Source organism: Microbacterium sp. CR_7, assembly GCF_041954755.1.
Classification (GTDB): Bacteria; Actinomycetota; Actinomycetes; order Actinomycetales; family Microbacteriaceae; genus Microbacterium.
Map to the genome: position 1 here is coordinate 518,038 of NZ_JAVAYF010000002.1, position 26,828 is coordinate 544,865.

25 protein-coding genes are annotated in these 26,828 nt (G+C 69.8%); 15 read left to right on the top strand and 10 right to left on the bottom strand.

The window, feature by feature from the left end:
• Positions 1 to 69: 69 nt before the first annotated feature.
• The gene (locus tag RAC81_RS05685; protein WP_375081419.1) at positions 70 to 1,239 is read right to left on the bottom strand and encodes an ROK family protein; all 1,170 of its coding nucleotides are present in this window, start codon (positions 1,237 to 1,239) and stop codon (positions 70 to 72) included.
• An 86-nt stretch (positions 1,240 to 1,325) separates the two neighbouring features.
• Between RAC81_RS05685 and xylA the strand changes: the two genes are divergently transcribed.
• From xylA to RAC81_RS05705, 4 genes are all read left to right on the top strand, one after another.
• The gene (xylA, locus tag RAC81_RS05690) at positions 1,326 to 2,513 is read left to right on the top strand and encodes a xylose isomerase (RefSeq protein WP_375081420.1); all 1,188 of its coding nucleotides are present in this window, start codon (positions 1,326 to 1,328) and stop codon (positions 2,511 to 2,513) included.
• A gap of 5 nt (positions 2,514 to 2,518) precedes the next feature.
• Positions 2,519 to 3,805 carry a xylulokinase gene (gene xylB, locus RAC81_RS05695; protein WP_375081421.1) on the top strand — a complete coding sequence of 429 codons (1,287 nt, stop codon included), beginning with the start codon at positions 2,519 to 2,521 and terminating at the stop codon, positions 3,803 to 3,805.
• Between the two features lie 386 nt (positions 3,806 to 4,191).
• Positions 4,192 to 5,130 (top strand): NAD(P)-dependent oxidoreductase, encoded by a 939-nt coding sequence (locus RAC81_RS05700; RefSeq protein WP_375081422.1) that lies wholly within the window; start codon positions 4,192 to 4,194, stop codon positions 5,128 to 5,130.
• Positions 5,131 to 5,183: 53 nt separating this feature from the next.
• Positions 5,184 to 5,801 carry a TetR/AcrR family transcriptional regulator gene (locus RAC81_RS05705; RefSeq protein ID WP_375081423.1) on the top strand — a complete coding sequence of 206 codons (618 nt, stop codon included), beginning with the start codon at positions 5,184 to 5,186 and terminating at the stop codon, positions 5,799 to 5,801.
• A gap of 169 nt (positions 5,802 to 5,970) precedes the next feature.
• Here RAC81_RS05705 and RAC81_RS05710 read toward each other — a convergent pair whose 3' ends face one another.
• Positions 5,971 to 7,095: a Gfo/Idh/MocA family protein gene (locus tag RAC81_RS05710; protein ID WP_375081424.1), complete on the bottom strand. Its 1,125-nt coding sequence runs from the start codon at positions 7,093 to 7,095 to the stop codon at positions 5,971 to 5,973.
• Positions 7,092 to 7,916, bottom strand: coding sequence for a sugar phosphate isomerase/epimerase family protein (locus tag RAC81_RS05715; protein WP_375081425.1), 825 nt, complete (start codon positions 7,914 to 7,916; stop codon positions 7,092 to 7,094). The genes RAC81_RS05710 and RAC81_RS05715 overlap by 4 nt, the downstream gene beginning before the upstream one ends.
• A 162-nt stretch (positions 7,917 to 8,078) precedes the next feature.
• On the opposite strand from RAC81_RS05715, the gene RAC81_RS05720 reads away from it, so the two are divergent.
• A complete protein-coding gene (locus RAC81_RS05720) occupies positions 8,079 to 8,474 on the top strand; it encodes a VOC family protein (protein ID WP_375081426.1) in 396 nt (131 codons plus the stop codon).
• Here the strand turns inward: RAC81_RS05720 and RAC81_RS05725 are convergent.
• Both RAC81_RS05725 and RAC81_RS05730 read right to left on the bottom strand, forming a co-directional pair.
• Positions 8,471 to 9,445, bottom strand: a complete 975-nt coding sequence (locus RAC81_RS05725; protein ID WP_375081427.1) for an NAD-dependent epimerase/dehydratase family protein — start codon at positions 9,443 to 9,445, stop codon at positions 8,471 to 8,473. The two genes, RAC81_RS05720 and RAC81_RS05725, sit on opposite strands and share 4 nt — an antisense overlap.
• A 37-nt stretch (positions 9,446 to 9,482) precedes the next feature.
• A complete protein-coding gene (locus tag RAC81_RS05730) occupies positions 9,483 to 9,833 on the bottom strand; it encodes a hypothetical protein (RefSeq protein WP_375081428.1) in 351 nt (116 codons plus the stop codon).
• 213 nt (positions 9,834 to 10,046) lie between these two features.
• On the opposite strand from RAC81_RS05730, the gene RAC81_RS05735 reads away from it, so the two are divergent.
• From RAC81_RS05735 to RAC81_RS05760, 6 genes are all read left to right on the top strand, one after another.
• Positions 10,047 to 10,235 (top strand): ferredoxin, encoded by a 189-nt coding sequence (locus tag RAC81_RS05735; protein ID WP_375081429.1) that lies wholly within the window; start codon positions 10,047 to 10,049, stop codon positions 10,233 to 10,235.
• A 2-nt stretch (positions 10,236 to 10,237) separates the two neighbouring features.
• Positions 10,238 to 11,416 carry an NAD(P)/FAD-dependent oxidoreductase gene (locus tag RAC81_RS05740; protein ID WP_375081430.1) on the top strand — a complete coding sequence of 393 codons (1,179 nt, stop codon included), beginning with the start codon at positions 10,238 to 10,240 and terminating at the stop codon, positions 11,414 to 11,416.
• 19 nt (positions 11,417 to 11,435) lie between these two features.
• Positions 11,436 to 12,722: a cytochrome P450 gene (locus RAC81_RS05745; RefSeq protein ID WP_375081431.1), complete on the top strand. Its 1,287-nt coding sequence runs from the start codon at positions 11,436 to 11,438 to the stop codon at positions 12,720 to 12,722.
• Positions 12,719 to 13,585: a helix-turn-helix transcriptional regulator gene (locus RAC81_RS05750; RefSeq protein WP_375081432.1), complete on the top strand. Its 867-nt coding sequence runs from the start codon at positions 12,719 to 12,721 to the stop codon at positions 13,583 to 13,585. Before RAC81_RS05745 ends, RAC81_RS05750 begins: the two co-directional genes overlap by 4 nt.
• 142 nt (positions 13,586 to 13,727) lie before the next feature.
• Positions 13,728 to 14,708 carry an aldo/keto reductase gene (locus tag RAC81_RS05755; protein ID WP_375081433.1) on the top strand — a complete coding sequence of 327 codons (981 nt, stop codon included), beginning with the start codon at positions 13,728 to 13,730 and terminating at the stop codon, positions 14,706 to 14,708.
• Positions 14,705 to 15,424, top strand: a complete 720-nt coding sequence (locus RAC81_RS05760; RefSeq protein WP_375081434.1) for a creatininase family protein — start codon at positions 14,705 to 14,707, stop codon at positions 15,422 to 15,424. Before RAC81_RS05755 ends, RAC81_RS05760 begins: the two co-directional genes overlap by 4 nt.
• An 88-nt stretch (positions 15,425 to 15,512) precedes the next feature.
• On the opposite strand, the gene rhaS is transcribed toward RAC81_RS05760, so the two are convergent.
• Genes rhaS through RAC81_RS05780 form a run of 4 tightly spaced genes read right to left on the bottom strand, consistent with a single transcriptional unit; the run spans position 15,513 to position 20,224 of the window.
• Complete coding sequence (gene rhaS / locus RAC81_RS05765) at positions 15,513 to 16,556, bottom strand: rhamnose ABC transporter substrate-binding protein (protein WP_375081435.1); 1,044 nt, start codon at positions 16,554 to 16,556, stop codon at positions 15,513 to 15,515.
• A gap of 58 nt (positions 16,557 to 16,614) precedes the next feature.
• Entirely contained in the window at positions 16,615 to 17,667 is a 1,053-nt protein-coding gene (locus RAC81_RS05770) for an ABC transporter permease (protein ID WP_375081436.1), read from the bottom strand.
• Positions 17,664 to 18,695 (bottom strand): ABC transporter permease, encoded by a 1,032-nt coding sequence (locus RAC81_RS05775; protein WP_375081437.1) that lies wholly within the window; start codon positions 18,693 to 18,695, stop codon positions 17,664 to 17,666. The genes RAC81_RS05770 and RAC81_RS05775 overlap by 4 nt, the downstream gene beginning before the upstream one ends.
• Positions 18,692 to 20,224, bottom strand: coding sequence for a sugar ABC transporter ATP-binding protein (locus RAC81_RS05780; protein WP_375081438.1), 1,533 nt, complete (start codon positions 20,222 to 20,224; stop codon positions 18,692 to 18,694). Before RAC81_RS05780 ends, RAC81_RS05775 begins: the two co-directional genes overlap by 4 nt.
• A gap of 166 nt (positions 20,225 to 20,390) precedes the next feature.
• Between RAC81_RS05780 and RAC81_RS05785 the strand changes: the two genes are divergently transcribed.
• Complete coding sequence (locus tag RAC81_RS05785) at positions 20,391 to 21,401, top strand: LacI family DNA-binding transcriptional regulator (protein WP_375081517.1); 1,011 nt, start codon at positions 20,391 to 20,393, stop codon at positions 21,399 to 21,401.
• Between the two features lie 31 nt (positions 21,402 to 21,432).
• The gene (locus RAC81_RS05790) at positions 21,433 to 21,777 is read left to right on the top strand and encodes an L-rhamnose mutarotase (RefSeq protein ID WP_375081439.1); all 345 of its coding nucleotides are present in this window, start codon (positions 21,433 to 21,435) and stop codon (positions 21,775 to 21,777) included.
• Here RAC81_RS05790 and RAC81_RS05795 read toward each other — a convergent pair.
• Positions 21,761 to 22,429, bottom strand: a complete 669-nt coding sequence (locus RAC81_RS05795) for a GntR family transcriptional regulator (RefSeq protein WP_375081440.1) — start codon at positions 22,427 to 22,429, stop codon at positions 21,761 to 21,763. The two genes, RAC81_RS05790 and RAC81_RS05795, sit on opposite strands and share 17 nt — an antisense overlap.
• A gap of 71 nt (positions 22,430 to 22,500) precedes the next feature.
• Here RAC81_RS05795 and RAC81_RS05800 point away from each other — a divergent pair, with 71 nt between their 5' ends.
• Both RAC81_RS05800 and RAC81_RS05805 read left to right on the top strand, forming a co-directional pair.
• Entirely contained in the window at positions 22,501 to 25,329 is a 2,829-nt protein-coding gene (locus tag RAC81_RS05800; protein WP_375081441.1) for an FAD-binding and (Fe-S)-binding domain-containing protein, read from the top strand.
• A 128-nt stretch (positions 25,330 to 25,457) separates the two neighbouring features.
• On the top strand, positions 25,458 to 26,690 hold the full coding sequence (locus RAC81_RS05805) for an ATP-binding protein (RefSeq protein ID WP_375081442.1): 1,233 nt from the start codon (positions 25,458 to 25,460) through the stop codon (positions 26,688 to 26,690).
• Positions 26,691 to 26,828: the final 138 nt, after the last annotated feature.

Below are 26,828 nucleotides of genomic sequence, written 5' to 3' on the forward strand. Positions count from 1 at the left end.
GCTCGAGCGTAGCCCGCGACCCGACCATCCGTGTCCGATGCGATCGGCTCTCCGCGACGCGCGAGAGCCTCAGCCGCGCTCGCCCGGATCGGCCAGCAGCTCGGCGAACGCGAGTTCGGCGGCGCCGATCAACAGGCGGTCCGCCCCGAGGGCAGCGGGCCGGATCTCGAGCCCCTCGGCGCTCTCTGTCATCGCGAGGGCGGCGACGTCGGCGGCGAGCCGTTCGCCCTGCAGCTCGGCGAGCGTTGCGAGGAACCCGCCGAGCACGATCACCGAGGGGTTCAGCACGTTCACCGCGTTGGCGAGCGCACTCGCGAGCACGTGGGCCTGACGCGTCACCTCCGCCTCGACCTCGAACGAGTCGGATGCTGTCAACTCGCGATCGAGCGTGTCGTCGTCGGCCTGGTCGAGCCCGGAGACATCGAGCAGAAGGCGCCGACTCACCTCCGCCTCGAGCACGCCGTCGGCCGTGCGGCGGTCGGCGTCGTCGGTGATGCGCGGACGGTTCTGTCCGAACTCCCCCGCGTATCCGCCCGCTCCGGTCACTGGGATGCCGTGAATGATGAGACCGCCGCCGATGCCCGAGGCTCCTCCGTTGAGGTAGACGAGGTCGTCGATGCCGCGACCGGCCCCATAGCGGTGCTCGGCGATCGCGCCGAGCGTGGCGTCGTTGTCGACCGCGACCGTGACGTCTGCCGCGGCGCGCACGAGTTCGGCGAGCGGCACGTCGACCCAGTCGAGGTGCGGCGCGTTGCGCACCACGCCGTCACTCGCACGGACGAGTCCCGGCACCGCGATCCCCACCGCCTCGACGCGGCAGTCGGAGAGTGCATCGGCGCGCCAGGCCGCGATCCGCTCGGCGACCACCGCGGCGACGACCTCCGGTGTGGGCACGGAGTCGTTCGCAAGGCGCTCGCGCACGAGGATGCTGCGGTCCAGCCCGACCGCGGCGATCTCGATCGCGTCGACCTCGGGGTTGACGGCGATCACGACGACGCGGGCGGATGCCGTGACGACCGGCGAGGGGCGCCCGACGCGACCCGGCACCTCGGGCACGCGCTCGTCGACGAGACCGCGCCGGACCAGCTCCGCGACGAGGTCGGCGATCGTGGAGCGGTTGAGTCCGGTGCGCTCGGTGAGTGCGGCGCGGGACTGCGCACCCTCCTCGTGAACGAGCCGCAGGACACGCGCCAGATTGTGCGGGCGGGTACCGTTGGCGGGACTCGACGAAGACGGCATCCCTTCACTGTAGGGGGTGGACGCTCCGCCTGTCGTGAGATATGTTGTCAAACGCAACTTATTCGATGACCTGCACAGGAGCAGCCATGCCCACCCCCATTCGCGACGACAAGTTCTCCTTCGGCCTCTGGACCATCGGATACAACGGCGCCGACCCGTTCGGCGGTCCGACCCGTCCCGCGCTCGATGTCGTGCACGCGGTCGAGAAGCTCGCCGAGCTCGGCGCATACGGACTCACCTTCCATGACGACGACCTCTTCGCGTTCGGCTCGACCGACGCCGAACGTCAGACCCAGATCGACCGCCTCAAGGGAGCGCTCGCCGATACCGGCATCGTCGTTCCGATGGTGACCACCAATCTCTTCAGCGCGCCGGTCTTCAAGGACGGCGGCTTCACCTCGAACGACCGCGACGTGCGCCGCTACGCGCTGCGCAAGGTGTTCCGTCAGCTCGACCTCGGCGCCGAACTCGGCGCCAAGACGTTCGTGATGTGGGGCGGCCGCGAGGGCGCGGAGTACGACTCCGCGAAAGACATCCGGGCGGCGCTCGAGCGCTACCGCGAGGCCGTGAACCTGCTCGGCGACTACGTGACCGACAAGGGGTACGACATCCGCTTCGCGATCGAGCCGAAGCCGAACGAGCCTCGCGGCGACATCCTCCTGCCCACGCTCGGTCACGCGATCGCGTTCATCGACTCGCTGGAGCGCCCCGAGCTCGTCGGACTCAACCCCGAGGTGGGCCACGAGCAGATGGCCGGCCTCAACTTCGCCGCCGGCATCGCGCAGGCGCTGTACCACGGCAAGCTCTTCCACATCGACCTCAACGGCCAGCGCGGCATCAAGTACGACCAGGACCTCGTGTTCGGACACGGCGACCTGCACAACGCGTTCGCGCTCGTCGACCTGCTCGAGAACGGCGGCCCCGGCGGCGTGCCCGCATACGACGGCCCCCGTCACTTCGACTACAAGCCCAGCCGCACGGAGGACGAGAACGGCGTCTGGGACTCGGCCGCCGCGAACATGCGCACCTACCTGCTGCTGAAGGAGCGCGCCGCCGCCTTCCGCGCCGACCCCGAGGTGCAGGAGGCTCTGGCCGCCGCGCGCGTCGACGAGCTCTCGACGCCGACCCTCGCCGAGGGCGAGTCGTACGACGACTTCCTCGCCGACCGCAGCGCGTACGAGGACTTCGACGCGAACGCGTACTTCGGCGGCAAGGGCTTCGGCTTCGTGCGTCTGCAGCAGCTCGCCACCGAGCACCTGCTCGGCGCCCGCTGATCGCCATGCCCCTGGTGCTCGGGGTCGACTCGTCGACCCAGTCGTGCAAGGTCGTCGTCGTCGACAGTGCGACCGGAGCGGTCGTCCGCACCGGTCGCGCCGCTCACCCCGACGGGACCTCCGTCGACCCCGAGGCCTGGTGGAGCGCACTGCAAGACGCGATCGCAGAGGCCGGCTCGCTCGACGACATCGCCGCCTGGTCGATCGGCGGGCAGCAGCACGGCCTCGTCGCGCTCGACGCACAGGGCCGCGTCATCCGCGATGCACTGCTGTGGAACGACACCCGCTCGGCAGGAGCGGCCGCGGATCTGATCGACGAGTTCGGCGCGGCCGCTCTCGCGGTGCGGACGGGTCTGGTTCCGGTGGCGTCGTTCACGATCACCAAGCTCCGCTGGCTGCGTGACAACGAGCCCGAGAACGCGGCGCGCGTCGCCGCCGTCGCGCTGCCGCACGACTGGCTGACCTGGCGTCTGCGCGGCTTCGGCCCCGAGAACCCCGTGCTCGACGAGCTCGTGACCGACCGGTCGGACGCCTCGGGCACCGGGTACTGGAACCCCGCGACCGGCGAGTACGACCGGGACCTGCTCGTGGCGGCGCTCGGACACGATGCGATCCTGCCCCGCGTGCTGAGCGCGGATGAGTGGGTGGCGGATGCCGACGGTCGCCGTGTCGGACCCGGCGCCGGCGACAACGCGGGAGCGGCGCTCGGGTTGGGTGCCGAACCCGGTGACGTCGTCGTGTCGATCGGCACCTCGGGCACGGTGTTCGCCGTCAGTCGCGAACCCGTGAACGACCCCGGGGGCACCATCGCGGGTTTCGCTGACGCCTCCGGGCTCTTCCTCCCCCTGATCGCGACGCTCAACGCCGCCCGGGTGGTCGACGTCACCGCCGCTCTGCTCGACGTCGGACACGACGAGTTCAGCGACCTCGCTCTCGCCGCGACCCCCGGAGCCGCCGGGCTGACCCTGCTCCCCTACTTCGAGGGCGAGCGCACGCCGAACCTCCCCGACGCGACCGCGACCCTCAGCGGCATGACGCTCGCCTCGACCACGCGCGAGAACCTCGCGCGTGCGGCGGTGGAGGGGATGCTGCGCGGACTCGGTGCCGGCCTCGACGCGCTCCGCGCCCTCGGCATCCCCCTCGAACGCGCGCTGCTCATCGGAGGCGGCGCGCAGTCGGAGGCCGTGCGCCGCATCGCGCCCCAGGTGCTGGGACTCCCGGTCGAGGTGCCCGAGCCCGGCGAGTACGTCGCGCTCGGCGCGGCGAAGCAGGCCGCGGCAACCCTCCTCTAGGTTGTCGAACGAGCCGCAGGCCGAGCACCTCCGGAGGATGTGTGCGCTTCGTGCGGCCGAATTCGCGAGATCCGTCCGCGCGAAGCGCACATCTCCGAGCGAGGCGCCCGCGTCGGCAGCGCAAGCGATTCTCCCGCGGGTCGTTGAGCGATCGAAGCCCGCCCTGTCCTGAAACCCACCACGCGCGTCGACACCCACCGCGAACGACGTCGCGGAAGGTGGGTCTCGGCGGGGGTGGTGGGCCTCGGCGGGCGCGTCGGCAGCGCGAGCGAGTCTCCCGCGGGGCATGGAGCGAGCGGTCCCCCGTGTCGTCGAGCGAGCGAAGCGAGACGAATCGCGGTGACCTCCAGACGGTGCCGCATGACTACGGTGGAACCGGAGGCGAAATGAAGATCCTGATCCCCGACACCATCGACCTGCACCTGAGCGGCGAGGCCGAGGCCGTCGTCTACAACATCGCGCAGGAGATCCCCGAGGAGCACCGCGACGCCGACGTGCTCGTCGTCTGGCACAACTCGGGCGCCTGGCTCGAGAAGGCCGCCGGTCAGCTGCCCCGCCTGCGACTCGTGCAGGCTCTGGCATCCGGAGCCGACGTCGTGCTTCGGTCGGGCTTCGCCCCCGAGGTGCGCATCTGCTCGGGGCGGTCGCTGCACGATGGGCCCGTCGCCGAGCACACGCTCGCCCTGATCCTCGCGGTCGTGCGTCGCCTCGACCGCCTGCGCGACGCGCAGCGCGATCACCGCTGGGACGAGGACTTCAACGAGGAGCAGAGCGCGACGGAGACCCGTGCGCAGTTCACGCTCTCGGGCGCACGCGTCACCATTTGGGGCTTCGGCTCCATCGCCACGACTCTCGCCCCGGTGCTCCGCCAGCTCGGCGCCGAGGTGCGCGGCATCGCACGCAGCGCCGGCGACCGCGCCGGCTTCCCCGTGCACGCGGATGCCGACGCCGACGCCGTGCTGGCAGACACCGACATCCTCGTCTCACTGCTGCCCGCGACCGACTCCACGGCCGACCTGTTCGACAGCGACGTGTTCGCTGCCCTGCCCGCGGGAGCCGCCTTCGTGAACGTGGGTCGCGGCGCGACGGTCGACGAAGTGGCCCTCGTCGACGCGCTGCGATCGGGGCACCTCCGCGCCGCCGCGATCGATGTCGCGAAGGCCGAGCCGCTGCCATCCGACGACCCGCTGTGGAGCGCGCCCAACCTCTTCATCACGCCGCACGTGGCCGGCAACCGCCCGGTCGGGGCGAGCGGTCTCATCGACGACAATGTCGCTCGTCTCGCGGCCGGGGAGCCGCTCGTGAACCAGGTGCGGCCCGCGTAGCATCCGAACCTCCAATCGGAGGTTTTCGCCTCGGCGTGAGTATCATCGGGATCATGGCCGCTCCCTCCGACGACGAGACCCGCAGTCCGGGGCGCTATGCGAAGGGCATCGCCCGTCGCCAGGAGATCCTCGACAAGGCCATCGAGGTGTTCGCGAAACGCGGATCGAAGCGCACGAGCCTGCGAGCTATCGCACAAGAGGTCGGCGTCACCCATGCCGCCCTCACCCACTACTTCGGATCGCTGGAAGAGCTGCTCGTCGCCGTGTACCGCGAGTCGGAGCGGCGCAATGACACCGAGCATCCCGAGCCGTCCGGTCTGAGCCCGGCGATGATGATGCGCGTCTCCGCCGAGGAGAACCGCAACATCCCCGGACTCGTGCAGCTCTACTCGACGCTCGTCGCCAGTGCGCTCGAAGAGGGACACCCGGCCGCGTACGAGTTCGCGACGCAGCGCTTCTCCCGCCTGCGCGAACAGATGGCCGAGCGCGTGCGAGAGCTGCAGGCGTCGGGCGAGATCCGCGACGACCTCGATGCCGTGCTCGTGTCGTCGCTCGTCATCGCGGCGTCCGACGGCCTGCAGACGCAATGGCTGCTCGACCCGTCGGTCGACCACGAGGCCGCGCTGGAGATGCTCGACGCGCTGCTCGCCGGGGGCCGCGACTCGCGGTGAGCGGTGCGCCGACGGCATCCTTTCCTCGCCCCGCTTGGCACCTCCTGCTGCAATCCGCGCAGAATTCCCACCTCAGGTGCCGACCGAAGCTCGACGCTCGGGGCTCGCGGCGCACAGACGAAAGCGGGCCCGCCGGCGTGAGCCGACGGACCCGCACGTTCCGTACGCGTCAGAGCGTGGCGGCGAAGGGGTCGAAGCCCTCCGGCAGCAGTGGCACGGGCGCCACGGTGCTCTCGACCACCACCGTCGTGCCCGACAGCGCGGAATCCTGCGCCGACAGCAGCACGTCGAGCACGTGGTACCCGAGCTCGCCGGAGGCGACGTGCGGGCGCCCCTCGGCGATCGCACGCACCATGTCGAGTGCGCCGAGACCACGGCCCACCTCGATGTCGGCGTGCTCGACCTCGATCCATTCCTGCTGGAACGACATGCCGTCGCGGATGACGCCGAGCGGCTTGACGTACGCGATGCGGCCGGCAAACGTGTTCGGATCCGGCAGCACGATCGTGCCCTCGGTGCCGTGGATCTCGACGATCCCGTGACGCTCGAGCGCCGAGTCGAAGCTCAGCAGGCTCTGCGCCTGAGCGCCGCCCTCGAACGCCGTCACGATCTGGATGGTCGACGGCACCTCGACCGGGAACGTCGTGCCAGCCAGCGGCCCGGTGTGGATCTCACGCTCCTCGCGCGCCTTGGAACCCACGGCCGCGACGCGATCCACGGGGCCGAGCAGGCTGACGAGCGCCGAGAAGTAGTACGGGCCCATGTCGAGCAGCGGGCCGGCTCCCTGCGCGAAGAGGAACCCGGGGTTCGGATGCCACAGGTCGGGGCCCTGTGTCTGGAACGTCGTCTGCGCGAACAACGGGCGCCCGATCACGCCGCTCTCGATGGCACGACGCGCCGCCTGGAATCCGGGGCCGAGCAGGGTGTCGGGAGCGGATCCGACGCGCAGCCCGGCAGCCTCGGCCTCACGGAGCAGCAGCGCCGCCCCGTCACGGTCGAGTCCGAGCGGCTTCTCGGTCCAGACGTGCTTGCCGGCGGCGATCGCGGCGCGCGAGACCTCGATGTGCACGGCGGGGATGGTGAGGTTCACGACGAGGTCGACGCCGGGGTGCGCGAGCACGTCCTCCGCGGAACCGAACGCCGGAACACCGTACTTCTCGGCCTGCGCCTGGGCGCGGTCGAGCAGCAGGTCGCCCACGATGAGCACCTCGGTGTCGGGGAACGACGAGAGGTTCTGCAGGTAGGTGTCGCTGATGACTCCTACGCCGATGATGCCGATGCCGACCGCGCTCATCGGGCGAAGCCTCCCTCGATGAGGAACGAGTAGCTCGCGGCGATGTCGGCGAAGACGTCGCCCGGGGCGTTGTCGTACTCGATGACCGCGTACTTCAGGTCGGATGCTGCGCGCAGCGCCTCGGCGAGGGGCACGTCGCCCGTGCCTGCGTGACGCTGGTCGAGCGATTCGGAGCCGAAGCTCTCTGCGCCCGGCGCGAACGGGTTGCTCGCGGGCGCGACGCCGTCCTTGACGTGCGCGGCCACGAGGCGATCGCCGAGCAGCGACACGAGTGCCGTGACGTCCTGGCCGCCGACGAGCGCCCAGTACAGGTCGAGCTCGATGGCGACGCGCTCGTCGGTCAGGGCGACGAACCGCTCGTAGGCGGTCTGGCCGTCGAAGTCGGCGACGAACTCCTGGGCGTGGTTGTGGTAGCCGACCTCGAGCCCGAACCCTGCGGCGGTCTCGGTGAGCGTGTTGAGCCGCTCCGCGATGTCGGCCACGCTCTCGAGCGTCTGCCAGCGATCGGTCGGCACGAACGGATCGATGACCGTCTTGATGCCGACCTTGGCGGCCGCCTCGAAGACGACCTCGGGCGCGGGCGTCGGGATGGAGCCGTCCGGCGTCCACAGCTCGTCCGACAGCAGCGGCGCGTGGCCGGTCGGCGAGGCGAGGCCCGAAGCGTCGAGCGCGGCGCGGATCTGATCGGGGCGACCGACGAAGTCGAACGCCTCGACATTGCGCAGTCCGATCGCGGCGAGCTTGTCGAGCGAGCCCTCCATGTCGGCGGAGAACTCCGCCGCGAGCGTGTACAGCTGGACCGATGCTTCTGGCAGGGCCACGGTGACCTTCCTTCGTAGTGCGGGAGCGGGCAGCACGTTCTGCCCGCGGTCAGACTAGCAGAAACCTCCATGCGGAAGTAATGGGATTCCGGCGTGTTTCCGCGCGCGCGGATCATCGGATGCAGGGTGGACACCGACTCCGCAGAGGCGCATGCTGAACGCATGACGGCATTCGACAGCACCCACGCTTTCAGCGGCTTCAGCGTCGACGACATCGACGCAGCCCGCGCGTTCTACGGCGACGTCCTCGGGATGGACGTGACCACCAACGAGATGGGATTCCTCGACATCTCGCTCGGCGACGGCGGCTCGATCCTCGTCTACGCGAAGCCGGATCACGAGCCGGCGAGCTTCACGATCCTCAACTTCCCCGTCGACGACGTCGAGGCGGCGGTCGACGAGCTCAACGCCCGGGGCGTGGTCACGAAGATCTACGACGACCCGCAGCTCGGCACCGACGCGAAGGGCATCTCGCACGGACAGCCGGGCCGAGGTCCCGACATCGCCTGGTTCAGGGACCCGGCCGGGAACGTGCTCGCCGTGCTCGCGCCGAACTAGGCGAGCAGTCGGTCGAAGGCGGCGTTCACCGCAGGGTCGACGCGCTGCAGCTCGGGGTGGGCGTCGTGCCGATCGATGATCTCGCGCACGGCGGTGTGCAGCCCGATCCTCGGCGCGAAGTCCGGTACGAGCCGTCGGATCTTCGTGTTGTCGAACACGACGGAGTGCGCCATGTCGCCGGTGAGCTGCCCCGCGCGATCCGGCAGCTCCGCTTCGATCGCGGCGCTCGTGGCGTAGCTCAGGCGCGGTTCGGCGCCTGCAGCGCGTCCCAGCATCCCGTAGATCTCGTTCCACGTGTAGACGAAATCGCTCGTGATCTGGAACGTGTCGCCGTAGGCGAGCGGGTTCCCGAAGAGGCCCACGAACCCGACCGCGAAGTCCCGCGAGTGCGTGAGAGTCCAGAGCGACGTGCCATCTCCGTGCACCACGATCTGCTCACCGCGGCGGATGCGATCGATCGCCGTCCACCCACCGAAGGCCGGGATCGTCCACTCGTCGTAGGTGTGCGACGGGCGCAGCACGGTGACCGGGAATCCGCGGTCGCGATAAGCCGCCGTCAGCAGCTCCTCGCACGCGATCTTGTCGCGGGAGTACTGCCAGAACGGGTTCCGCAGCGGCGTCGACTCCGTGATCGGCAGGTGCGCGACCGGCTTCTGGTACGCCGACGCCGAGCTGATGAAGACGTACTGCCCCGTGCGCCCCTCGAAGCGGTCGATGTCGCGCTGCACCTGGTCGGGGGTGAAGGCGATCATGTCGGCGACGACGTCGAACTCACGCCCGGCGAGCGCGGCGTCGACCGCCGCATCGTCGGCGATGTCGGCTGTCAGCACCTCGACGCCCTCGGCCGGTTCACGTTGCGATCGGCCGCGGTTGAGCAGCGTCACCTCCATGCCGCGCTCCGCCGCCAGCGCACTGGCGGCCGACGAGATGATCCCCGTCCCGCCGATGAACAGCACCTTCGTCGCAGGCATATCGGTTCCCTTTCTGCAGTCCGGCAGGCAGTCGCGGTCAGGGACGCAGGTCGATGTCGAGGTCGTCGATCACGTCGATGCCCCACTCCACGGGCGGGGTCGTCCCGCCGGCGGCATCCCGTCGCGGGAAGCGGTGGTGACTGCGCAGACGAGCAGCATCCTCGGAGAAGTCGGGGTCGGCACCCTCCGAAGCGCTCGGCCCGACGAGGACGTCATTGCCGAGCCCGACCACGAGCTCGGCGGTGTCCTCCTGACCGTTCACGAGGATCGGGATCTGCAGTGCATCGGACTCCCCCTCGTTCGCGATCGCCGCTGCCAGCACCACGAGGGCGTCAGCGACATCGTCGGTAGTGACCAGCTGCTGACCTGCATACGAGACGAGCTTCATGCTCACAGCTTGGCATCGACCTGCCGCCGAGGTCTCGGGCTTGCGCCGACGGCGGGGCGTGTGCCAGACGAACCCGACACGTCCGCCGGGCTGCGGTGATCGTCCAGTCCATGTATTGCCCGAACGTGACGTGGAGAAGACGGAGCTTGCGCACTTGAATTGACCGCATCGACCCCCAGAGGGGTCGATCCCGTCAGCACCCGAGGAGTACGGATGAACGTCGTCGTTCAGACCAGCGCATGTGTCGGAGCCGGTCAATGCGCCCTGGTGGCGCCCGAAGTGTTCGATCAGGACGACGACGGCATCGTCCTCCTTCTCGAGCCGAAGCCCGAGGGAGCGGATGCCGATGCGGCCACGCGCGCGGCGCGTCTGTGCCCGGCTCGCGCGATCACCCTGACCTGATCATGCCCGCACGCGACCGCGTCGTCGTCGTCGGCGCCTCGATCGGCGGACTGACCGCCGCCGAGACACTGCGGCAGGAGGGCTTCGAGGGCGAGGTGGTCCTCCTCGGCGAGGAACGCCACCTTCCGTATACCCGACCGCCGCTGTCCAAGCAGATCCTCGCGGGCGAGTGGGGTCCCGGCGAAGCCGGCATCCGCACGAGCGACGAGCTCGACGCTCTTCGGATCGACGTGCGCACCGGCTGTGCCGCGACCGGTCTCGACGTCGGAGCCCGCGTGCTCACGACCACGGTCGGCCCGATCGAGTTCGACGAGCTCGTCATCGCGACCGGGACGAGTCCGCGCGCGCACCCCGCCCTGCCCGACGCGCTGATGCTGCGGACCATGGACGACGCCCTCGCGCTCCGCGACCGCCTGGACCGAGCTCGCCGCGTCGCGGTCGTGGGATCCGGCATCCTGGGATCGGAGATCGCGAGCGCCGCGCGCAAGCGCGAGGCCGAGACGCTGCTGATCGGGCGATCGGGAACCCTGAGCTTCGGCGGCGTGGGCGATCTGCTCACCGCGGAGCTCGCCGATCTGCACGAGGAGCACGGGGTCGAACTGGCGCTGCGCGCCGGCATCCTCTCGGCGGAGCCGCAGGGCGACGTCACCCGCCTCCAGCTCGCAGACGGCGGCCATCGCGATGTCGACCTCGTCGTGACCATGATCGGCGGCACGCCCCGCACCGACTGGCTACGCGATTCGGCTCTCGACGTCGCCGACGGCGTCGCCTGCGACAGCGACGGGATCGCCGCCCCCGGGGTCTCGGCCGTGGGTGACGTGGCCGCCTGGGCCGACCCGGTCACCGGCCGTCGTACCCGCATCGAGCACCAGAGCTACGCGATCGAACAGGCCATCGCGGTCGGCACCCGACTCGCGCACGGCGGCGCAAGCCCGCATCCGGTACCGCTGTTCTGGTCGGAGCTGCACGGCACCCGCATCCATGCCTACGGGTGGTTCGATCCCGAGCACGCGCTCGACGACATCACGCCCGAGACGGAGACGAGAGGGCGCGTGTTCGCCGGCCGGGACGTCGACGGAGACGTCCGCGGCGTCGTCGGCTGGGATGCCGCTCCCCGCGCCTTCCGCACCGCTCGCGCCGCGGTCGTCGACACCCACCACCCCTCGACCCGCACCACCTGAGACCGAAGGAGCACGATCGATGTCGATCCCCGCTGAATGTCCGTTCCACGCCCGTTCCCTCCCCGGCGACGGCACTCCCCTGAATCCCTCGCCGCGCCTCGCCGAGTGGCGTGAGGAGGGCGCATTCACACCGCTCGAGTTCCAGGACGGGCACCGCGGTCTCGTCGCCACCCGCTACGACGAGGTGGTGGCGGTCCTGCAGGACCCCCGCTTCAGCATGCGGCCGAGCAGGATGCCGGTCGGTCCCGACGCCGACCTGCACGCGACGGCCCACGGCGAGGTGGCGGATGCCGAAGCCGTTCCGCTGGAGCTCCCCGGCGCGCTCGACGAGGCCGGCCAGGCCTCGGACGCGCTCAATCTGCTGAACCTCGACGGCGAGGAGCACGCGAAGCTGCGCCGCGCCGTCATGCCCCGGTTCTCCGTGCGTCAGGCACGCGGACGTGAGCCCTGGATCCAGGCCATGGTCGCCGAACAGATCGAGCACCTGCGCGAGATCGGCCCCGAGGTCGACCTGTGGCGCGATTACGGCATGCACATCTCCGCGCGGACGCACTGCCATGTGATCGGCATCCCCGACCACCACTACCCCGCCTTCGTCGCGCTGTTCGTCGAGTCCTCGACCGCGCAGCAGAAGTACGACTTCATCCGGATGCTGCTCGCCGAGCGCGCCGAGTCACCCGGCGACGACGTCATCACCGACCTCCTCGACAACCGCGACCTCGACCGCATCGAGATCGAGGGACTGCTCCGCCTGCTCATGGGCGCGGGGCGCGACTCGGTGGCCTATCTCATCGCGACGGCATCCGTGGCGCTGCTCACGCATCCGGCGCAGATGGCGATCCTGCGCGACGACCCCGAGCAGATCCGCCCGGCCGTGGAAGAGTTCATGCGCGCAGGCGCCATGTTCATCACGCTCTTCGCGCGCACCGCGACCGAGGACGTCGAGATCGGAGGAACCACGATCCCCGCCGGCACCTCGGTGTCGGTCTCCCCGGTGGGCGCCAACCGCGATCCGCGCCACTGGGGCGATGAGAACCCCGACGACTTCGACGTCACCCGCGACGCCTTCGGGCACATCGGCTTCGGCTACGGCATTCACGGATGCATCGGGCAGCAGGTCGCGCGGGTCGAGATCCGCGAAGCCATCACCGCCCTGCTGCGGGAGTTCCCCGAAATCGCGCTCGTCCACGCCGACCAGACGACACCGCAGCCGTTCGCGCACCCCGTGGCGGTCTACGAGGCCGGGGCCGTGACCGTCCGACTCGACGGCGCGGTGCGCGAGTCGGCGGCTAGCATCGTCGCATGACCGTGGAGCGCCCCGACGACGATCCGGTCGTCGTCGGGGCGAACTGGTACCGGTTCTCCACGGGGGAGCACATTCTCAATCCGCACGTGATGAGTGTGTCGTTCGTGTGGATCGTCAGCGGCACCGGGGAGATCATCGCGAACGGACGCCCCTTCACGGTCGAGCAGCAGCACATCCTGCGGCTGCCGTGGCGGCACCGCGTCGAGTACCGGGCCAGCACCAGGACGCCCTTCCACATCGGCACCCTGCACATCGTTCCCCGGCACGACCGGGGCGTCTCCGTGATCCCGCGGGTGGCGTTCCAGCCCGGCGACCCGCTGCTCGCCGACCCGACGCGCCACGGCGACGCGGCGAAGTTCCGGCCGGGGCTCGCCTCGATGCGCAACGCCGCGGCGCGCCGCATCACCGAGTTCGGCACCATCGCGATCGAGCGCCTCGGCGAGGGCGGATTCGAGGAGGAGTACTTCCGCGCACTCGGGCGGCTCGTGCTCGCCGAGAACGCGGCGTGGTCGGACGACCACGCCCACGACGCCGCACTGCCCGGCTCCCTCGAGCTCATGATGACCTTCATCCGTCATCACATCGCCGAGCCGCTGACCGTGGCCCGCGTCGCCGAAGCGGCCCGTTGCAGTGAGACGACCGCTCAGCGACTCTTCACCAGACACCTCGGCGAGCCGATGCAGGCGTGGATACGGCAGTTGCGCCTCCGCGAGGCGGCGACCCTGTTGCGCACGACCGGACTGCGGGTCAGCGAAGTCGCCCGCCTCGTCGGGTATGAGGATCCGCTGTACTTCTCCCGCGCGTTCCGCCGCGCGTTCGGCGTCGCGCCCAGCCGCTTCGCGAGTTCGACCCTGCGGCCCTGACGTCCGCGCGGATCGCCGCTGATCGTCCGGTCCATGTTTCGGCGCTCCGGGTGCTGGGCGCAGGCAGCGCCGATCCGTAGATTCGTGCGCGAGATCGCGCGGCTGCACGGCCGCGCCCGAGCGTGAGGGAGCGCACCTGCACATGACCGTTCATCGACGCCCGTTCGGACGCACCGGATGGGACATCAGCGAGGTGGCGTTCGGCGCCTGGCAGCTCGGCGGGCAGTGGGGTCCCGTCGACGACGAGGCTTCGATCCACACCCTGCACGACGCGTTCGAGCGGGGCGTCAACTTCGTCGACACCGCCGAGATGTACGGCTCGGGACACAGCGAGCAGGTCGTCGGCGAGGCGCTGCGGCGATGGCGCGGCGAGCGCATCAGGGTCGCGACGAAGGTGCAGCCGCCGCAGTGGCCGCACCCGTCGGTCGACGACCCCGACATCGCGGCCGCTTACCGTCCCGAGTACCTGCGCGCCCAGGTGGAGCAGTCGCTGAGGCGGCTCGGCGTCGAGCGCATCGATCTGTACCAGCTGCACTGCTGGATGCCGAGCGGACTCCGCGACCGCACGTGGCTCGACGCCCTGCAGGCCCTGCGAGACGAGGGCAAGGTCGACCGGATCGGTGTCTCGCTGCGCGACTATCGCGCCGACGAAGGCGTCGCCCTCGCCCAGGCGGGACTCGTCGACTCGATCCAGGTGATCTACAACATCTTCGAGCAGAGCCCCGAGCACGAGCTCCTCCCCGCCGCCGAGGCCTCGGGGACCGCGATCATCGCCCGCGTCGCCCTCGACTCGGGGTCGCTGAGCGGCGCGTGGACTCCTGAGACCTACGACAGCTGGGCCGACGGGTCGGTGCTGAAGACCATGTTCCGCGAGGGCCGCTTCGCCGAGACCCTCGAACGGGTCGCCGCGGTGCGCGAGATCACCGATCCCTACTACGACGGTCTCGATGAGGCCGCCGTGCGCTTCGTGCTCGACAGCCCCGCTGTGAGCACGGCGATCGTGGGGATGACGAATTCCCGTCGCCTGGCGCGCAACCTGTCGTTCGCCGACGGGCGCGGGCTCGTCGATGGGCTGCACGACCAGTTGGCCGGATCCGAGTGGCGAAGGAACTACTACATATGAGCACCCACGACACGGCCGCCGCCGAGCGGCTGAGCCCCGCGCAGATCGAGGAGCGTCTCGCCTCGGCATCCGTCGCCTACCTGCCCCTCGGATCGCTGGAGTTCCACGGCCCGCATCTGCCGATCGGACTCGACGCCCTCACCGCTCACGGCATCTGCCTCGAGGCTGCCCGTCTCCGCGGCGGGATTGTGCTGCCCCCGTACTATCAGGCGGTCGGCGGCGAGCACTCGCGGTACCCGTGGACGATCATGAGCGATGCGCCGCACGCGATCGAGACGCTGCTCGGAGAGACCCTCGCGCGACTCGACGCGCTCGGCGTACGGCGGGCCGTGCTGCTCAGCGGGCACTTCGCCGACGAGCAGCGCGACCTGGTGACCCGCGTCGCCGACCGGTGGAACGACACGGATGCCGCGATGCGCGCCGTCGCCCGCACGCTCGGGCAGGCGCCGGAGCCTCCCGTCGCGCCCGACCATGCCGGACGCTTCGAATCGCTCGTGCTGCACGCGCTGTCGCCGGAACTCGTCGACGTCGCCGCACTCCCCGACCCCGACCGCTTCCCCGCCCCCGCGGGAGAAGACCCGTACGGGCAGGACCGGCACCGCGCAGATCACCCGCTCCACGGAGTGTTCGGCGCCGATCCCCGTCGCCTCGACACCGAGAATGCAGCCGCGCTGCTCGCTCACCTCGCACGGTGGACCGCCACACTCGCTGAGTGAACACAGCGTGACGGCATCCCGCCCCTGAAGCAGTGACGAGCGCCCCGGTCGAATCCGACCGGGGCGCTCCGTGCTGCAGCAGCTCGACTCAGAAGTCGAACTCGCCGATGTTCTCCTTGTCGAACACGAACGGGTCGCCGAGCAGCACGGTGGCGTCCTCGCCGACCGTGAACTCGCCGAGCTTGCCCGCCTCGAACGTGTCGCCCTCCTCGCCGGTGATCTCGCCCGAGATGAGCGCGGCCGAGGCATACGCGGCGAGGTAGCCGAGGTCCTCCGGGTTCCACAGCGCGAACGCCGTGACCGTGCCGTCCTCGACGTACTCGCGCATCTGGTTCGGCGTGCCGAGACCGGTCAGCGCGACCTTGCCCTTGTAGTCCGAGGTGGAGAGGTAGCGCGCAGCGGCCGAGATGCCGATCGTCGTGGGCGAGATGATGCCCTTGAGGTTCGGGTGGCTCTGCAGCAGCGCCGCGGTCTTGTCGAACGAGACCTGCTCGTCGTCGTCGCCGTAGACGACGTCGACCAGCTGGATGTTCGGGTGCTCGGAGGCGAGCAGCTCCTTCATGATGTCGATCCACGCGTTCTGGTTCGTCGCGTTGGCCGTGGCCGACACGATCGCGATCTCGCCGGCGTCGCCGATCTGCTCCGCGATCAGGTCGACCTGCGCCTTCGCGATGCCCTCGGCGGTCGCCTGGTTGACGAACAGATCACGGCACTCGGGATTGGTGTCCGAGTCGAAGGTGACGACCTTGACACCGGCGTCGCGGGCCTCGTCGAGTGCGTCGCAGATGGCCTTCGGGTCGTTGGCCGAGACCACGAGTGCGCCGACGCCCTGCTGCGTCGCGGTGTTGATGTAGCTCACCTGCGCATCCGGAGTGGACTCCGCGGGGCCGACCTCGGCGAACGTACCGCCGAGCTCATCGACGGCAGCCTTGCCGCCCTTGCTCGACGTGTCGAAGTACGGGTTGCCGAGGCTCTTGGGCAGGAAGGTGATCGCGAGGTTGTCGCTGCCCCCTCCCTCGCCGCCGGTCGATCCCCCGCCGGAGCTGCCCGTGTCGGCACAGCCCGCGAGGGCGAGCGTCGCGACGACGACGGCTGCCGCCACGGCGGCCACACGCTTGCGTGCAAACTTCATTGTTCTTCCTTTCGTGCGGACGACCGAGACGGGTGCCGTCGGCCGGAGGCGCAGTTCGTCATGAGGCTGGAGACGCTGCGACGCGAGGGGGACGGCCGGGACGCCGTCGGGCTCTCTGGAGCCAGGTGAGGATGCTGGCGCCGACGACCGACAGCACCAGGAGCACGCCGGTGATGACGTTGATGACGTCGGACGTGACGTTGGCCAGACGCAGCGCGCTGGAGAGCACGCCGATGAGCAGCACGGCGGCGACGACGCCGTAGATCTGACCGCGACCGCCGAACACCGAGACTCCGCCGAGCACCACCGCGGCGATGACCTGGAGTTCGAGACCGGTCGCGTTGTCGCCTCGCGCACTGCCGAAGCGGAGTGTGAAATAGATGCCCGCGAAAGCCGACACGACGCCCGACAGCACGAACAGCAGGAACTTCGTGCGCTCGACATGCACCCCCGAGAACCGCGCGGCATCCTTCGAGAGACCGATCGCGTAGACGCCGCGACCGAACGGAGTGAATTGCAGGAGCACGACGAACACGACGAGCAGCACGAGGAAGGGAACCATGATGTACGGGATCGTCGTGCCGGCGATCTTCGCCTTCGCCAGCGCCGTCCACGTCTCGGGGAAGTCGGTGACGGCCGTGGTGCCGAGCACCCCGACCGCGAGGCCGCGGAAGAGCGCGAGCGTGCCGATCGTCACGGCGAGCGACGGCAATCCGACGGTCGTCACGAGGAAGCCGTTGAACGCTCCGCCGACGACGCCGACGAGCAGCGCGAGCAGTGCCGCCACCTCGAAGGGGATGCCGGCCTGCACGCTCGCGCCGGTCACGACGCTCGCGAGTCCGACCATGCTCCCGACAGAGAGGTCGATCTCCCCCGTGATCATCACGAGCGTCATCGGCAGAGCGATCAGGAGGATAGGCGCGACGTCGAGCAGGAGGTAGTTGAGCGTGATCGGCTGGCCGAACCCCCGCACGGCGGCGATGGCGTATGCCGAGACGATGACGAGGAGCGCGACGATGGCCATCTCGCGGCTGACGAGGACCCGTCGCCAGAGCGGCTTCTCGAAGTCGCGCGAGACGCGGTTCGTCGATGTCGTGGTCGCGGTGGTCATGCCTGGTCCCTCGCTTCGATGAGGCGCCGCTTCTGCCGGACCGCGAGCCAGCGGTCGAGCACGATCGCGCCGATGATCAGGACGCCGACGACGGCGCGCTGCCAGAAGTCGGGGATGCCGAGGATCGGCAGCGCCCGGTTGATGGTCATGAGGAGCATGGCGCCGATGGCCGCGCCCCAGAGGGTGCCGACACCGCCGGTGATCGCCACGCCGCCGATGACGGCGGCGCCGACGGCATCCAGCTCCCACCCCGCTCCTGCTTGAGAGCTGACCGTGCCGTATCGGGCGACGTAGAAGACGCCCGCGAGTCCGGCCAGCGCCCCCGAGAGCACGAACGCCGAGAGCACGCGCCGGGTGACCCGCAGGCCGTAGAGCTCGGCGGCCGACGGATCGGAGCCGATCGCGTAGTACTCGCGTCCGCCGCGGGTGTTGCGCATGTACCAGGCGATCACCACGAGCAGCACGACCGCGACGATCGCGAGAAGCGGGATCGTGAGGAGCTGCCCGGTGCCGATCGCGAGGAACTCGCGGGGGATGTCGGAGGCGTTCACGCGCGTCGATCCCGCCCACATGACGTTGATGCCGCGGTACGCGTACAGCGTGCCGAGCGTGATGACCATCGCGGGAACACGGGCGAAGGCCACAAGGACGCCGTTCACGAGTCCGAGCACGGCGCCGAACCCGACCGCGAGGAGTACCACGACGGGGATCGGCAGCGCAGGGACGTCGATGAACAGTCGGCCGGTGAGGTAGGCCGTGAGTCCCATCACCGATCCGACGGAGAGGTCGACGTTGCGGGTGATGATGACGATCGCCTGGCCGATGGCCACGAGCACGAGGATCGACGGCGTGAGGAGCAGGTCGCGCCAGCCGTCGGCGGAGAACAGGAAGCTCGGGTTCCTCGCGGTCGCGACGACGACCACGATGCCCAGAGCGATGAGGATGCCGAACTCGCGCGCCTTGCCGAGGGTGCCGATCCGCTTGGTGAGCCCGGAGACCGGGATGCGGGTGGTGGATGTGAAGGTCACGAGTGCTGCTCCGTTGCGTGCGTGGCGGCGAACATGACGTTCTCGCTGGTGGCGTCCCGCCGATCGATCTCGGCGGTGATCCGGCCCTCGCGCATGACGAGCACGCGGTCGGCCATGCCGAGCACTTCGGGGAGCTCGGAGGAGATCATGAGGATGCCCATCCCCTCCCCTGCGAGCTCCGACAGGAGACGGTGCACCTCGGACTTCGTGCCGACGTCGATGCCGCGGGTCGGTTCGTCGATGATGAGGATGTCGGGGCGGGTGGCCAGCCACTTGGCGAGCACCACCTTCTGCTGATTGCCGCCGGAGAGCGTGGCCGCGGGGGTGTCGAGCGCGTGCGACTTCACCTCGAGACGGCTCGCCCAGACCTTCGCCGCGCGGTTCTCGACGCCGGTCGTGATGAGGCCGAACCGCGACAGCTGTCGGCGGATCGCCATGGTGATGTTGCGACCGACGCCCGACTCGATGACGAGTCCCTGCTTGCGCCGGTCCTCCGGGACGAGCGCGATACCGGCGCGCATCGCGTCGGTCGGACGGCCGCGCCGGATCGGGGCGCCCTTCATGGTGACGCGTCCCTCCTGGTAGTCGTCGACCCCGAAGACCGCCCGGGCGACCTCGCTGCGACCGGCGCCGACGAGTCCGGCGAGTCCGACGATCTCGCCGGATCGCACGGTGAAGCTGATGTCGTGGAAGACCCCAGGACTGGTCAGCCCTTCGACCTCCAGCACGGGTCCGCCGATCTCGACCTCCTGTTTCGGGAAGAGGTCGGTCACGTCACGGCCGACCATCTGCCGCACGAGTTCGGAGGGGGTCGTGTCCGCGATGGCCGTGGTGGAGATGTAGGAGCCGTCGCGCATGACGGTGACGGTGTCGCACAGTGCGAACACCTCGTCGAAGCGGTGCGAGATGAAGATCAACCCGCGGCCCTCGTCGCGCAGACTGCGCGCGATCGCGAAGAGCCGTTCGACCTCAACTCCCGACAGCGCCGCGGTCGGCTCGTCCATGATGAGCACCTTGGCATCGAGCGACACGGCCTTGGCGATCTCGATGACCTGCTGATCGGCGATCGACAGTCCCTCGGCGGGGCGATCGGGGTCGATCGTCACGCCGAGGCGGGTGAACAGCCGCTCGACCTCGTGGCGCATGGCCTTGCGATCGATCCGTCCGAACCGCCCGGTGACCTGGCGTCCCATGAAGATGTTCTCGGTCACCGAGAGATCGGGGAAGAGCGTGGGCTCCTGGTAGATGACCGCGATCCCCGCCGCCTTCGACTGGGCGGTGGACGTGAAGTCGACCTCTTCGCCGCTGAGACGAAGGTCGCCGCCGTCGCGTCGGTAGAGCCCCGCCACGATCTTCACCAGGGTGGACTTGCCGGCCCCGTTCTCGCCGATCAGAGCGTGGATCGAACCGGAGTGCAGCCGCAGACTGCCCGATCGCAGAGCCACGACGGCACCGAAGGCCTTCACGACCTTCGACAGCTCGAGCACCACCGGAGCATCGGTCGGTGCGGGCGGAGCGCTGTTCGCCACGGGTTCCTCCTCGTCGAGGGTGGGTGTACGATCTGAATCGATTCAGGTTCGATTCATGGCTACTGTAGGCATGGAACACAATCCGGTCAAGTCACGGATTCGACACGAACCGCAACGGGCCGCAACGGATGCTGCGAGGGCGCAGCAGCGAGGAATGACGACGCACATGCCGGTGAGCATCAAAGACGTGGCGGACGCCGCCGGCGTCTCCGTCGGCACCGTGTCGAACGTGCTCAATCGACCGGACATGGTCTCCGCCGAGTCGGCGCAGCGCGTGCAGCGCGCCATCGACGAACTGGGCTATGTGCGTAACGAGGCCGCGCGAAAACTGCGCGTCGGGGTGTCGAACACCGTGGGCTTCGTGGTGCTGAACGGACAGAATCCCTTCTTCAACGACGTCGTCCGCGGCGCGGAGGACGAGGCGTCGCGCCATGGCATCGCGATCCTCTACGGCAACACCGACGAGGACACGGCTCGCGAGCGGATGTACCTCGACCTGTTCGAGGAGCAGCAGGTGCGGGGCGTGCTGATCTCGCCCTACGGTGACATCCATCCCCGGCTCGAGCGCCTGCGAGCCCGCGGCATCCGCGCGGTGCTCGTCGACCGCTTCGGGGGCGCGAGCCGGTTCAGTTCCGTGTCGGTCGACTCCGTCGCGGGCGGGCGCCTCGCGGTCGAGCACCTCATCGAGACCGGGCGTCGCCGCATCGCCTTCGTGGGCGGTCCGATGGACATGCGGCAGGTGACCGACCGCATCGCCGGGGCACGCGTGGCGATCGACAACGCCGCCGAGGCGATCGAGTTCGAGGTGCTGTCGACGTCCGCCATGACCGTCGACGAGGGAGCGGCAGCAGGACTGCGGCTGCTGGAGCGCCCGCGACGGGAGTGGCCGGACGCCCTGTTCGCGGCGAACGACCTCGTCGCCCTGGGCCTGCTCCAGTCGCTCACGGTGGACGGGAGGATGCTGGTGCCGGAGGAGATCGCGCTGATCGGCTTCGACGACATCTCCTTCGCCGGCGCCGCTGCGGTGCCCATCTCGTCGATCCGCCAGCCCAGCGCCATGATCGGACGCACGGCACTGCGCATCCTGCTGGAGGAGAGCGACGACCCCGAGAGCATCCCGCGCCAGACCGTGTTCCCGCCGGAACTGGTCGTCCGGCGGTCGACCGCCATGCCCTGAAGCCCACTCCACCCGACATCCGAGGAGCGACATGATCCGCATCGCGTTCACCCTGCAGGTGAGGCCCGAGATGCTCGATGCCTACATCGAGCGCCACACCCCCGTGTGGCCCGAGATGCTCGCCGAGATCGCCGCCGCCGGGCGCCGCAACTACTCGATCTTCGTCGACCGTGAGCACGCCCGGCTGTTCGGCTACTACGAGACCGACGACGACGACGCAGCCCGCGAGTACCTCGCCGCTTCTCCCGTGGCCGCGCGGTGGGAGGCGTCGATGGCCGAGTTCTTCGTCGGTCTCGACGGCCGCGCGGACCAGGCGGCGACCACCCTCGTCGAGGTCTTCAACCTCGACGAGCAGCTCATCACCTCGCGGGGCTGACCAGAGCCTCGACCAGGCGCCCCTCCGCTGCACCGAGGTGGTCGCCCAGCAAACGCGCGGCGCGGTCAGCGTCGCCGGCGGCGACCGCGTCGAGGATCGCCGCGTGCTGCTGCGCGATCTCGGCAGCCTCCAGTAGTCGCCTGCCCTGCACCTGGGTCATGCACAACCGCACCTCGTCGAGCACGCTCCGGTACATGCGCGACGTGCGCTCGCTGCCGACCGCGTCGATGAGAGCGGTGTGGAAGCGGAGGTCGGGGACGACCGTCGCCGTGTCGGCGGCGGCGGGCATGGCGAGCAGCTCCGCGTTGGCGGCTCGCGCGGCTTCCGGCACCGTGCGCTTCTGCGCGAGCTCGCGCAGTGCGGCGCTCTCGAGTCGCGTCCGGGTGCGGTAGACGTCGCGGACCATCTCCGGGTCGATCGCGACGACGCGCGCGCTGCGGTGCGCGGTGCGCACCAGCAGGCCGGATGCCACGAGCTGCTCGATCGCGGCCTTCGCGCTCGGGCGTGCGACGCCGAACGAGGCCGAGACCTTGGCCTCGGTGAGCGCGGTGTCGGCGCCGATCTCCCCGCCGAGGATCTGGTCGCGCAGACGGCGCGTCACGGCCTCCACGACGCCGACGACGCCCAGGCGCTCGGCGGCGTCAGAGGTCATGCCCCCAGCGTAGAGGACGCTAGGGTCTTCGGTATTCTTGTCTGACAATCTTGATTCGGCGAAGGAGCCTCATGCCCACCACGCTCGCGCACCCGCTGTCCGACGAGACCCTCGGGCCGGACACCGCGGTCTCGGTACGCTCCATCGACCGCTTCGCCCGCGCCCACGACGCGTCGCACTACCTGCTGATCCCGGATGCCGTGCTGTCGCCGACCGATGCCGCCGGCGTCGCGCGCGCCTTCGCCGCCGTCCGGGATGCCGGCCGCACCATGACCTTCCGCTCGGGCGGCACGAGCCTCTCGGGGCAGGGCGTGTCGGGCGACATCCTCGTCGACACCCGCAGCGCCTTCCGCGGCATCGTCGTCGAGGACGGCGGCGAGCTCGTCCGCGTCGAGCCGGGCGCCACCGTGCGACAGGTCAACACCCGGCTGGCGCGGTACCTTCGCAAGCTCGGCCCGGACCCCGCAAGCGAGATCGCCTGCACGATCGGCGGCGTCGTCGCCAACAACTCCAGCGGCATGGCGTGCGGCATCACCGAGAACTCCTACCGCACGATCGACTCGCTGCTGCTCGTCCTGCCGAGCGGCACGGTGCTCGACACGGGTGCTCCCGACGCCCTCGATCTGCTGCGCGAGCGAGAGCCGGCGATCGCCGCGGGACTGCTCGATCTGCGTGACCGCCTTCGCGCCTCGCCCGCGCACGTCGCGATGGTGCAGCAGCAGTTCTCGATGAAGAACACGATGGGGTACGGCATCAACGCGCTCCTCGACTTCGACGACCCCGTGAAGATCCTCGAGCACCTCGTGATCGGTTCCGAGGGGACTCTCGCGTTCGTCGCAGAGGCACGATTCCGCACCGTTCCCGTGCTGCCCTGCATCGCGACGGGGCTGCTCGTCTTCACCACGCTCGCCGACGCGATGGCCGCGCTGCCCGGGCTCGTCGCACAGGGCCTCGCGACCGTGGAGCTTCTGGATGCCGCGTCCCTGCGCGTCGCGCAGGGACTCAGCGACGTGCCTGCGGCGATCGCCGACATCGACGTCCGCGACCACGCGGCGCTGCTCGTCGAGACGCACGCCGCCGATGTCGACGAGCTGCAGGCCGCCTCGGCCGCCGCTCTCGCCGCGTTCGCCGAGCTGCCCCTCGCGACGCCCGCGCGCCTCACCACCGACGCGGCCGAGCGGGCCTCGCTGTGGCACGTGCGCAAGGGCCTCTACACCGCGGTCGCGGGAGCGCGTCCGTCGGGCACGACGGCGCTGCTCGAAGACATCGTCGTGCCGGTCGACCGGCTGCTCGCCACCTGCCAGCGGCTCATCGAGCTGTTCGCCGAGCACGGGTACGAGGAGTCGGTGATCTTCGGGCACGCCAAGGACGGCAACGTGCACTTCCTCCTCAACGAACGGTTCGACGACCCCGAGAGCCTGGCCCGGTATCGCCGCTTCACGGCGGACCTCGTCGATCTCGTGCTCGCGCAGGGCGGGTCGCTCAAGGCCGAGCACGGCACCGGACGGATCATGGCGCCGTTCGTGCGGCGCCAGTACGGAGACGTCCTCACCGACATGATGTGGGAGATCAAGCACCTGCTCGACCCCGCCGGCATCCTGAACCCCGGGGTCGTGCTGTCCGATGATCCGGAGTCGTACCTCCACGACCTCAAGCGCGTGCCGAGGGTGGAGAACGAGGTCGATCGCTGCGTCGAGTGCGGGTACTGCGAACCCACGTGCCCCAGCAAGGACATCACGCTCACCCCGCGTCAGCGCATCGTGCTACGACGCGACATGGCGTGGGCCGAGGAGCAGGGCGACACCGCGCTGCTCGCCGACCTGCGCGCCGACTACGACTACGACGGCGTGCAGACGTGCGCGGTCGACGGCATGTGCGCCGTCGCCTGCCCCGTCGACATCAACACCGGCGACCTCGTGCGCAGGCTCCGCGCCGAGGAGGCGTCGAAGGTCGAGGACACGGCGTGGGATGCCGCGGCGAAGGGCTGGGGCGCCGTGACCCGCCTGGGCGGCATCGCCCTGACCGTCGCCGACGCCCTGCCCGCGCCGCTGGTCCGCGGTGTGACCGCGATCGGCCGCGGCCTCCTCGGCGACGATGTCGTTCCGCTGTACGACGCCGCACTGCCGCGCGGCGGATCGAAGGCGCCCACGGCGCAGGACCCCGCCGACGCGCAGGTCGTGCTGTTCGGCGCCTGCGTCGGCACGATGTTCGGTCCGGAGGATCACGGGATCGGCTCGCGCGACGCCGTCCGCGCCCTGCTCGACCGCGCGGGGGTGCCGGTCGCCATCCCCGCCGACGCGGGCGGACTGTGCTGCGGCACGCCGTGGAAGTCGAAGGGCCACCTGGCGGGGTACGAGCGGATGGTCGACCGCGTGCTCGCCGCCCTGTGGGATGCGAGTCGCGGCGGCGAGATCCCGGTCGTGTGCGACGCGGCATCCTGCACCGAGGGCTTGCGCGTGATGCTGACGAAGCGCGCGGCGGAGCATCCCGAATACGCGGGGATCGTGATCGAGGACGCCACGACCTACGTCGCTCGCGAGCTCCTGCCGACGCTGACGGTCACCGGGAAGCTGCCGCGCATCGCGGTGCACCCGACGTGCTCGACGACGGCACTGGGAGCGAACGGCGACCTGACGGCCATCGCGAACGCCGTCGCCGACGACGTCTTCATCCCGGAGGGATGGGGATGCTGCGCGTTCGCCGGCGACCGCGGCATGCTGCATCCCGAGCTCACAGCGAGCGCCACCGCGGTCGAATCCGCGGAGGTCGCGGAAGCCGCGCGCGCGGGCGAGTTCGACGCGTACGTCTCCGCCAACCGCACGTGCGAGCTCGGCATGACTCGGGCGACCGGTCGTGCCTACCGCCATGTGATCGAGGTGCTCGAGGAGATCACCCGCTGACCCTGCTCCCTCAGTTGGCACCTCCTGCCGCAATCCAGCCCGGATTCCTGCAGCAGGTGCCACATGAGACCGCCTCCGCGCCTGTTGATAACATTATCCGCACGGACAGCTCTGATAATGTTATCAACGTGCGTACCGCCCTAGACAATCCCTTCAGTCCCGGCTCCGACACCATTCCGGAGGTCTGGGCCGGCCGCACCGAGCAGCTGAGCGACTGGCGCGACGTCGTGCGACCTCGCAGGCTTGCAGGACTTCCGGAACGCGGACGCACGATTCTCGGTGAACCCGGGCTCGGAAAGTCGAGCCTCGTGCGACGCATCGCGCAGGATGCCGCTCGCGCCGGCGACTGGGTCACCCCGCAGCTCCGCATCCCGGCGGGTGCCGACCCGCTCAAGCTCGTCGCCGAGGCCGTGCTCGGCCTCGCGGACAGTGCCGGACTCCCCTCGACCCGGGAGAAGCGGATCAGCGACGCGATCGCCCGAGTGCAGGCCGTCGCGGTCTCCGGCATGTCGCTCACCCTTCGAGGTTCGGATGGCCGCGAGCCGTACGCGGCCCTGACAGAGCTGCTCGTGGAGGTCGGAACCGCGGCGGTCCGTAACGGACGGGTGGTGGCACTCATCCATATCGATGAAGTGCAGAACATCACCGACGAGAAGGCACTCTCCCAGTTGCTCATCGCGCTCGGTGACGCCTTGTCCCACGAGATCGAGGTCGAGGTGCCGGGCGGTGCTCGAGTCAGTCGCTCCCTGCCGATCGCGGTCTACCTGACGGGTCTCCCCGACTTCGAAGACATGGCGGGTGCGCGCAAGGGCGCGACCTTCGCGCGTCGCTTCAAGACCACCACCCTCTCCGCCATCGATGACGAGGATCTCGCGGAAGCACTGCAGGAGTTCGTGCTCGATGGGTGGCGGGTCGCCGATGAGGGCGGCGGCACAGACCGAGTGCGGATGGAGCCCGGCGCTGCCGCCGCGATCGTCGACCTCTGCCGCGGAGAGCCGTTCCTCTTCCAACTCGCCGGAGAACAGGCCTGGTACGCCGGCTCGTCTTCTACCATCACGACGGCGCAGGTCCGACAGGGGTGGCGTGGAGCGCAGCGCGAAGCCACGGCACATGTCGAACGGATCCTCGAACGTCTCCCTGCTCGCGAGCGTCAGCTCCTGCAGGCGATGGCCGACCTGCCTGTCGCCGAGCGCACCGCGACGCGCATCGCTGAGGCCATGGGCTTCGCTCGGGTCACGGAGGCGGGGCCGACAGCGCAGCGCCTCGACACCGTGCGGGGCATCATCGATCGGGGCAAGCCGTACTCATTCCGGCATCGAGCCGTCGAGGCGTACCTGACCAGTGACTGGCCGCGGAGCTGAGTGCGGAGGTCACGGGTGCTGGCCGATGGTACAGCCACGCCCTAGACCTTTGGCTAGTAGAGGTTAGACATAGGTGCAGATTGCTTCTGGACATTCGTTTGGTGACTGCGTACAAACTTCGCGCAGCCCTATGCGAAT

Bases quoted from the DNA above. Each gene is read 5' to 3' on its own strand.
- RAC81_RS05685 (WP_375081419.1), bottom strand. From the start codon at position 1,239: ATGCCGTCTTCGTCGAGTCCCGCCAACGGTACCCGCCCGCACAATCTG.
- xylA (WP_375081420.1), top strand. From the start codon at position 1,326: ATGCCCACCCCCATTCGCGACGACAAGTTCTCCTTCGGCCTCTGGACC.
- xylB (WP_375081421.1), top strand. From the start codon at position 2,519: ATGCCCCTGGTGCTCGGGGTCGACTCGTCGACCCAGTCGTGCAAGGTC.
- RAC81_RS05700 (WP_375081422.1), top strand. From the start codon at position 4,192: ATGAAGATCCTGATCCCCGACACCATCGACCTGCACCTGAGCGGCGAG.
- RAC81_RS05705 (WP_375081423.1), top strand. From the start codon at position 5,184: ATGGCCGCTCCCTCCGACGACGAGACCCGCAGTCCGGGGCGCTATGCG.
- RAC81_RS05710 (WP_375081424.1), bottom strand. From the start codon at position 7,095: ATGAGCGCGGTCGGCATCGGCATCATCGGCGTAGGAGTCATCAGCGAC.
- RAC81_RS05720 (WP_375081426.1), top strand. From the start codon at position 8,079: ATGACGGCATTCGACAGCACCCACGCTTTCAGCGGCTTCAGCGTCGAC.
- RAC81_RS05725 (WP_375081427.1), bottom strand. From the start codon at position 9,445: ATGCCTGCGACGAAGGTGCTGTTCATCGGCGGGACGGGGATCATCTCG.
- RAC81_RS05730 (WP_375081428.1), bottom strand. From the start codon at position 9,833: ATGAAGCTCGTCTCGTATGCAGGTCAGCAGCTGGTCACTACCGACGAT.
- RAC81_RS05735 (WP_375081429.1), top strand. From the start codon at position 10,047: ATGAACGTCGTCGTTCAGACCAGCGCATGTGTCGGAGCCGGTCAATGC.
- RAC81_RS05740 (WP_375081430.1), top strand. From the start codon at position 10,238: ATGCCCGCACGCGACCGCGTCGTCGTCGTCGGCGCCTCGATCGGCGGA.
- RAC81_RS05745 (WP_375081431.1), top strand. From the start codon at position 11,436: ATGTCGATCCCCGCTGAATGTCCGTTCCACGCCCGTTCCCTCCCCGGC.
- RAC81_RS05750 (WP_375081432.1), top strand. From the start codon at position 12,719: ATGACCGTGGAGCGCCCCGACGACGATCCGGTCGTCGTCGGGGCGAAC.
- RAC81_RS05755 (WP_375081433.1), top strand. From the start codon at position 13,728: ATGACCGTTCATCGACGCCCGTTCGGACGCACCGGATGGGACATCAGC.
- RAC81_RS05760 (WP_375081434.1), top strand. From the start codon at position 14,705: ATGAGCACCCACGACACGGCCGCCGCCGAGCGGCTGAGCCCCGCGCAG.
- rhaS (WP_375081435.1), bottom strand. From the start codon at position 16,556: ATGAAGTTTGCACGCAAGCGTGTGGCCGCCGTGGCGGCAGCCGTCGTC.
- RAC81_RS05770 (WP_375081436.1), bottom strand. From the start codon at position 17,667: ATGACCACCGCGACCACGACATCGACGAACCGCGTCTCGCGCGACTTC.
- RAC81_RS05785 (WP_375081517.1), top strand. From the start codon at position 20,391: ATGCCGGTGAGCATCAAAGACGTGGCGGACGCCGCCGGCGTCTCCGTC.
- RAC81_RS05790 (WP_375081439.1), top strand. From the start codon at position 21,433: ATGATCCGCATCGCGTTCACCCTGCAGGTGAGGCCCGAGATGCTCGAT.
- RAC81_RS05795 (WP_375081440.1), bottom strand. From the start codon at position 22,429: ATGACCTCTGACGCCGCCGAGCGCCTGGGCGTCGTCGGCGTCGTGGAG.
- RAC81_RS05800 (WP_375081441.1), top strand. From the start codon at position 22,501: ATGCCCACCACGCTCGCGCACCCGCTGTCCGACGAGACCCTCGGGCCG.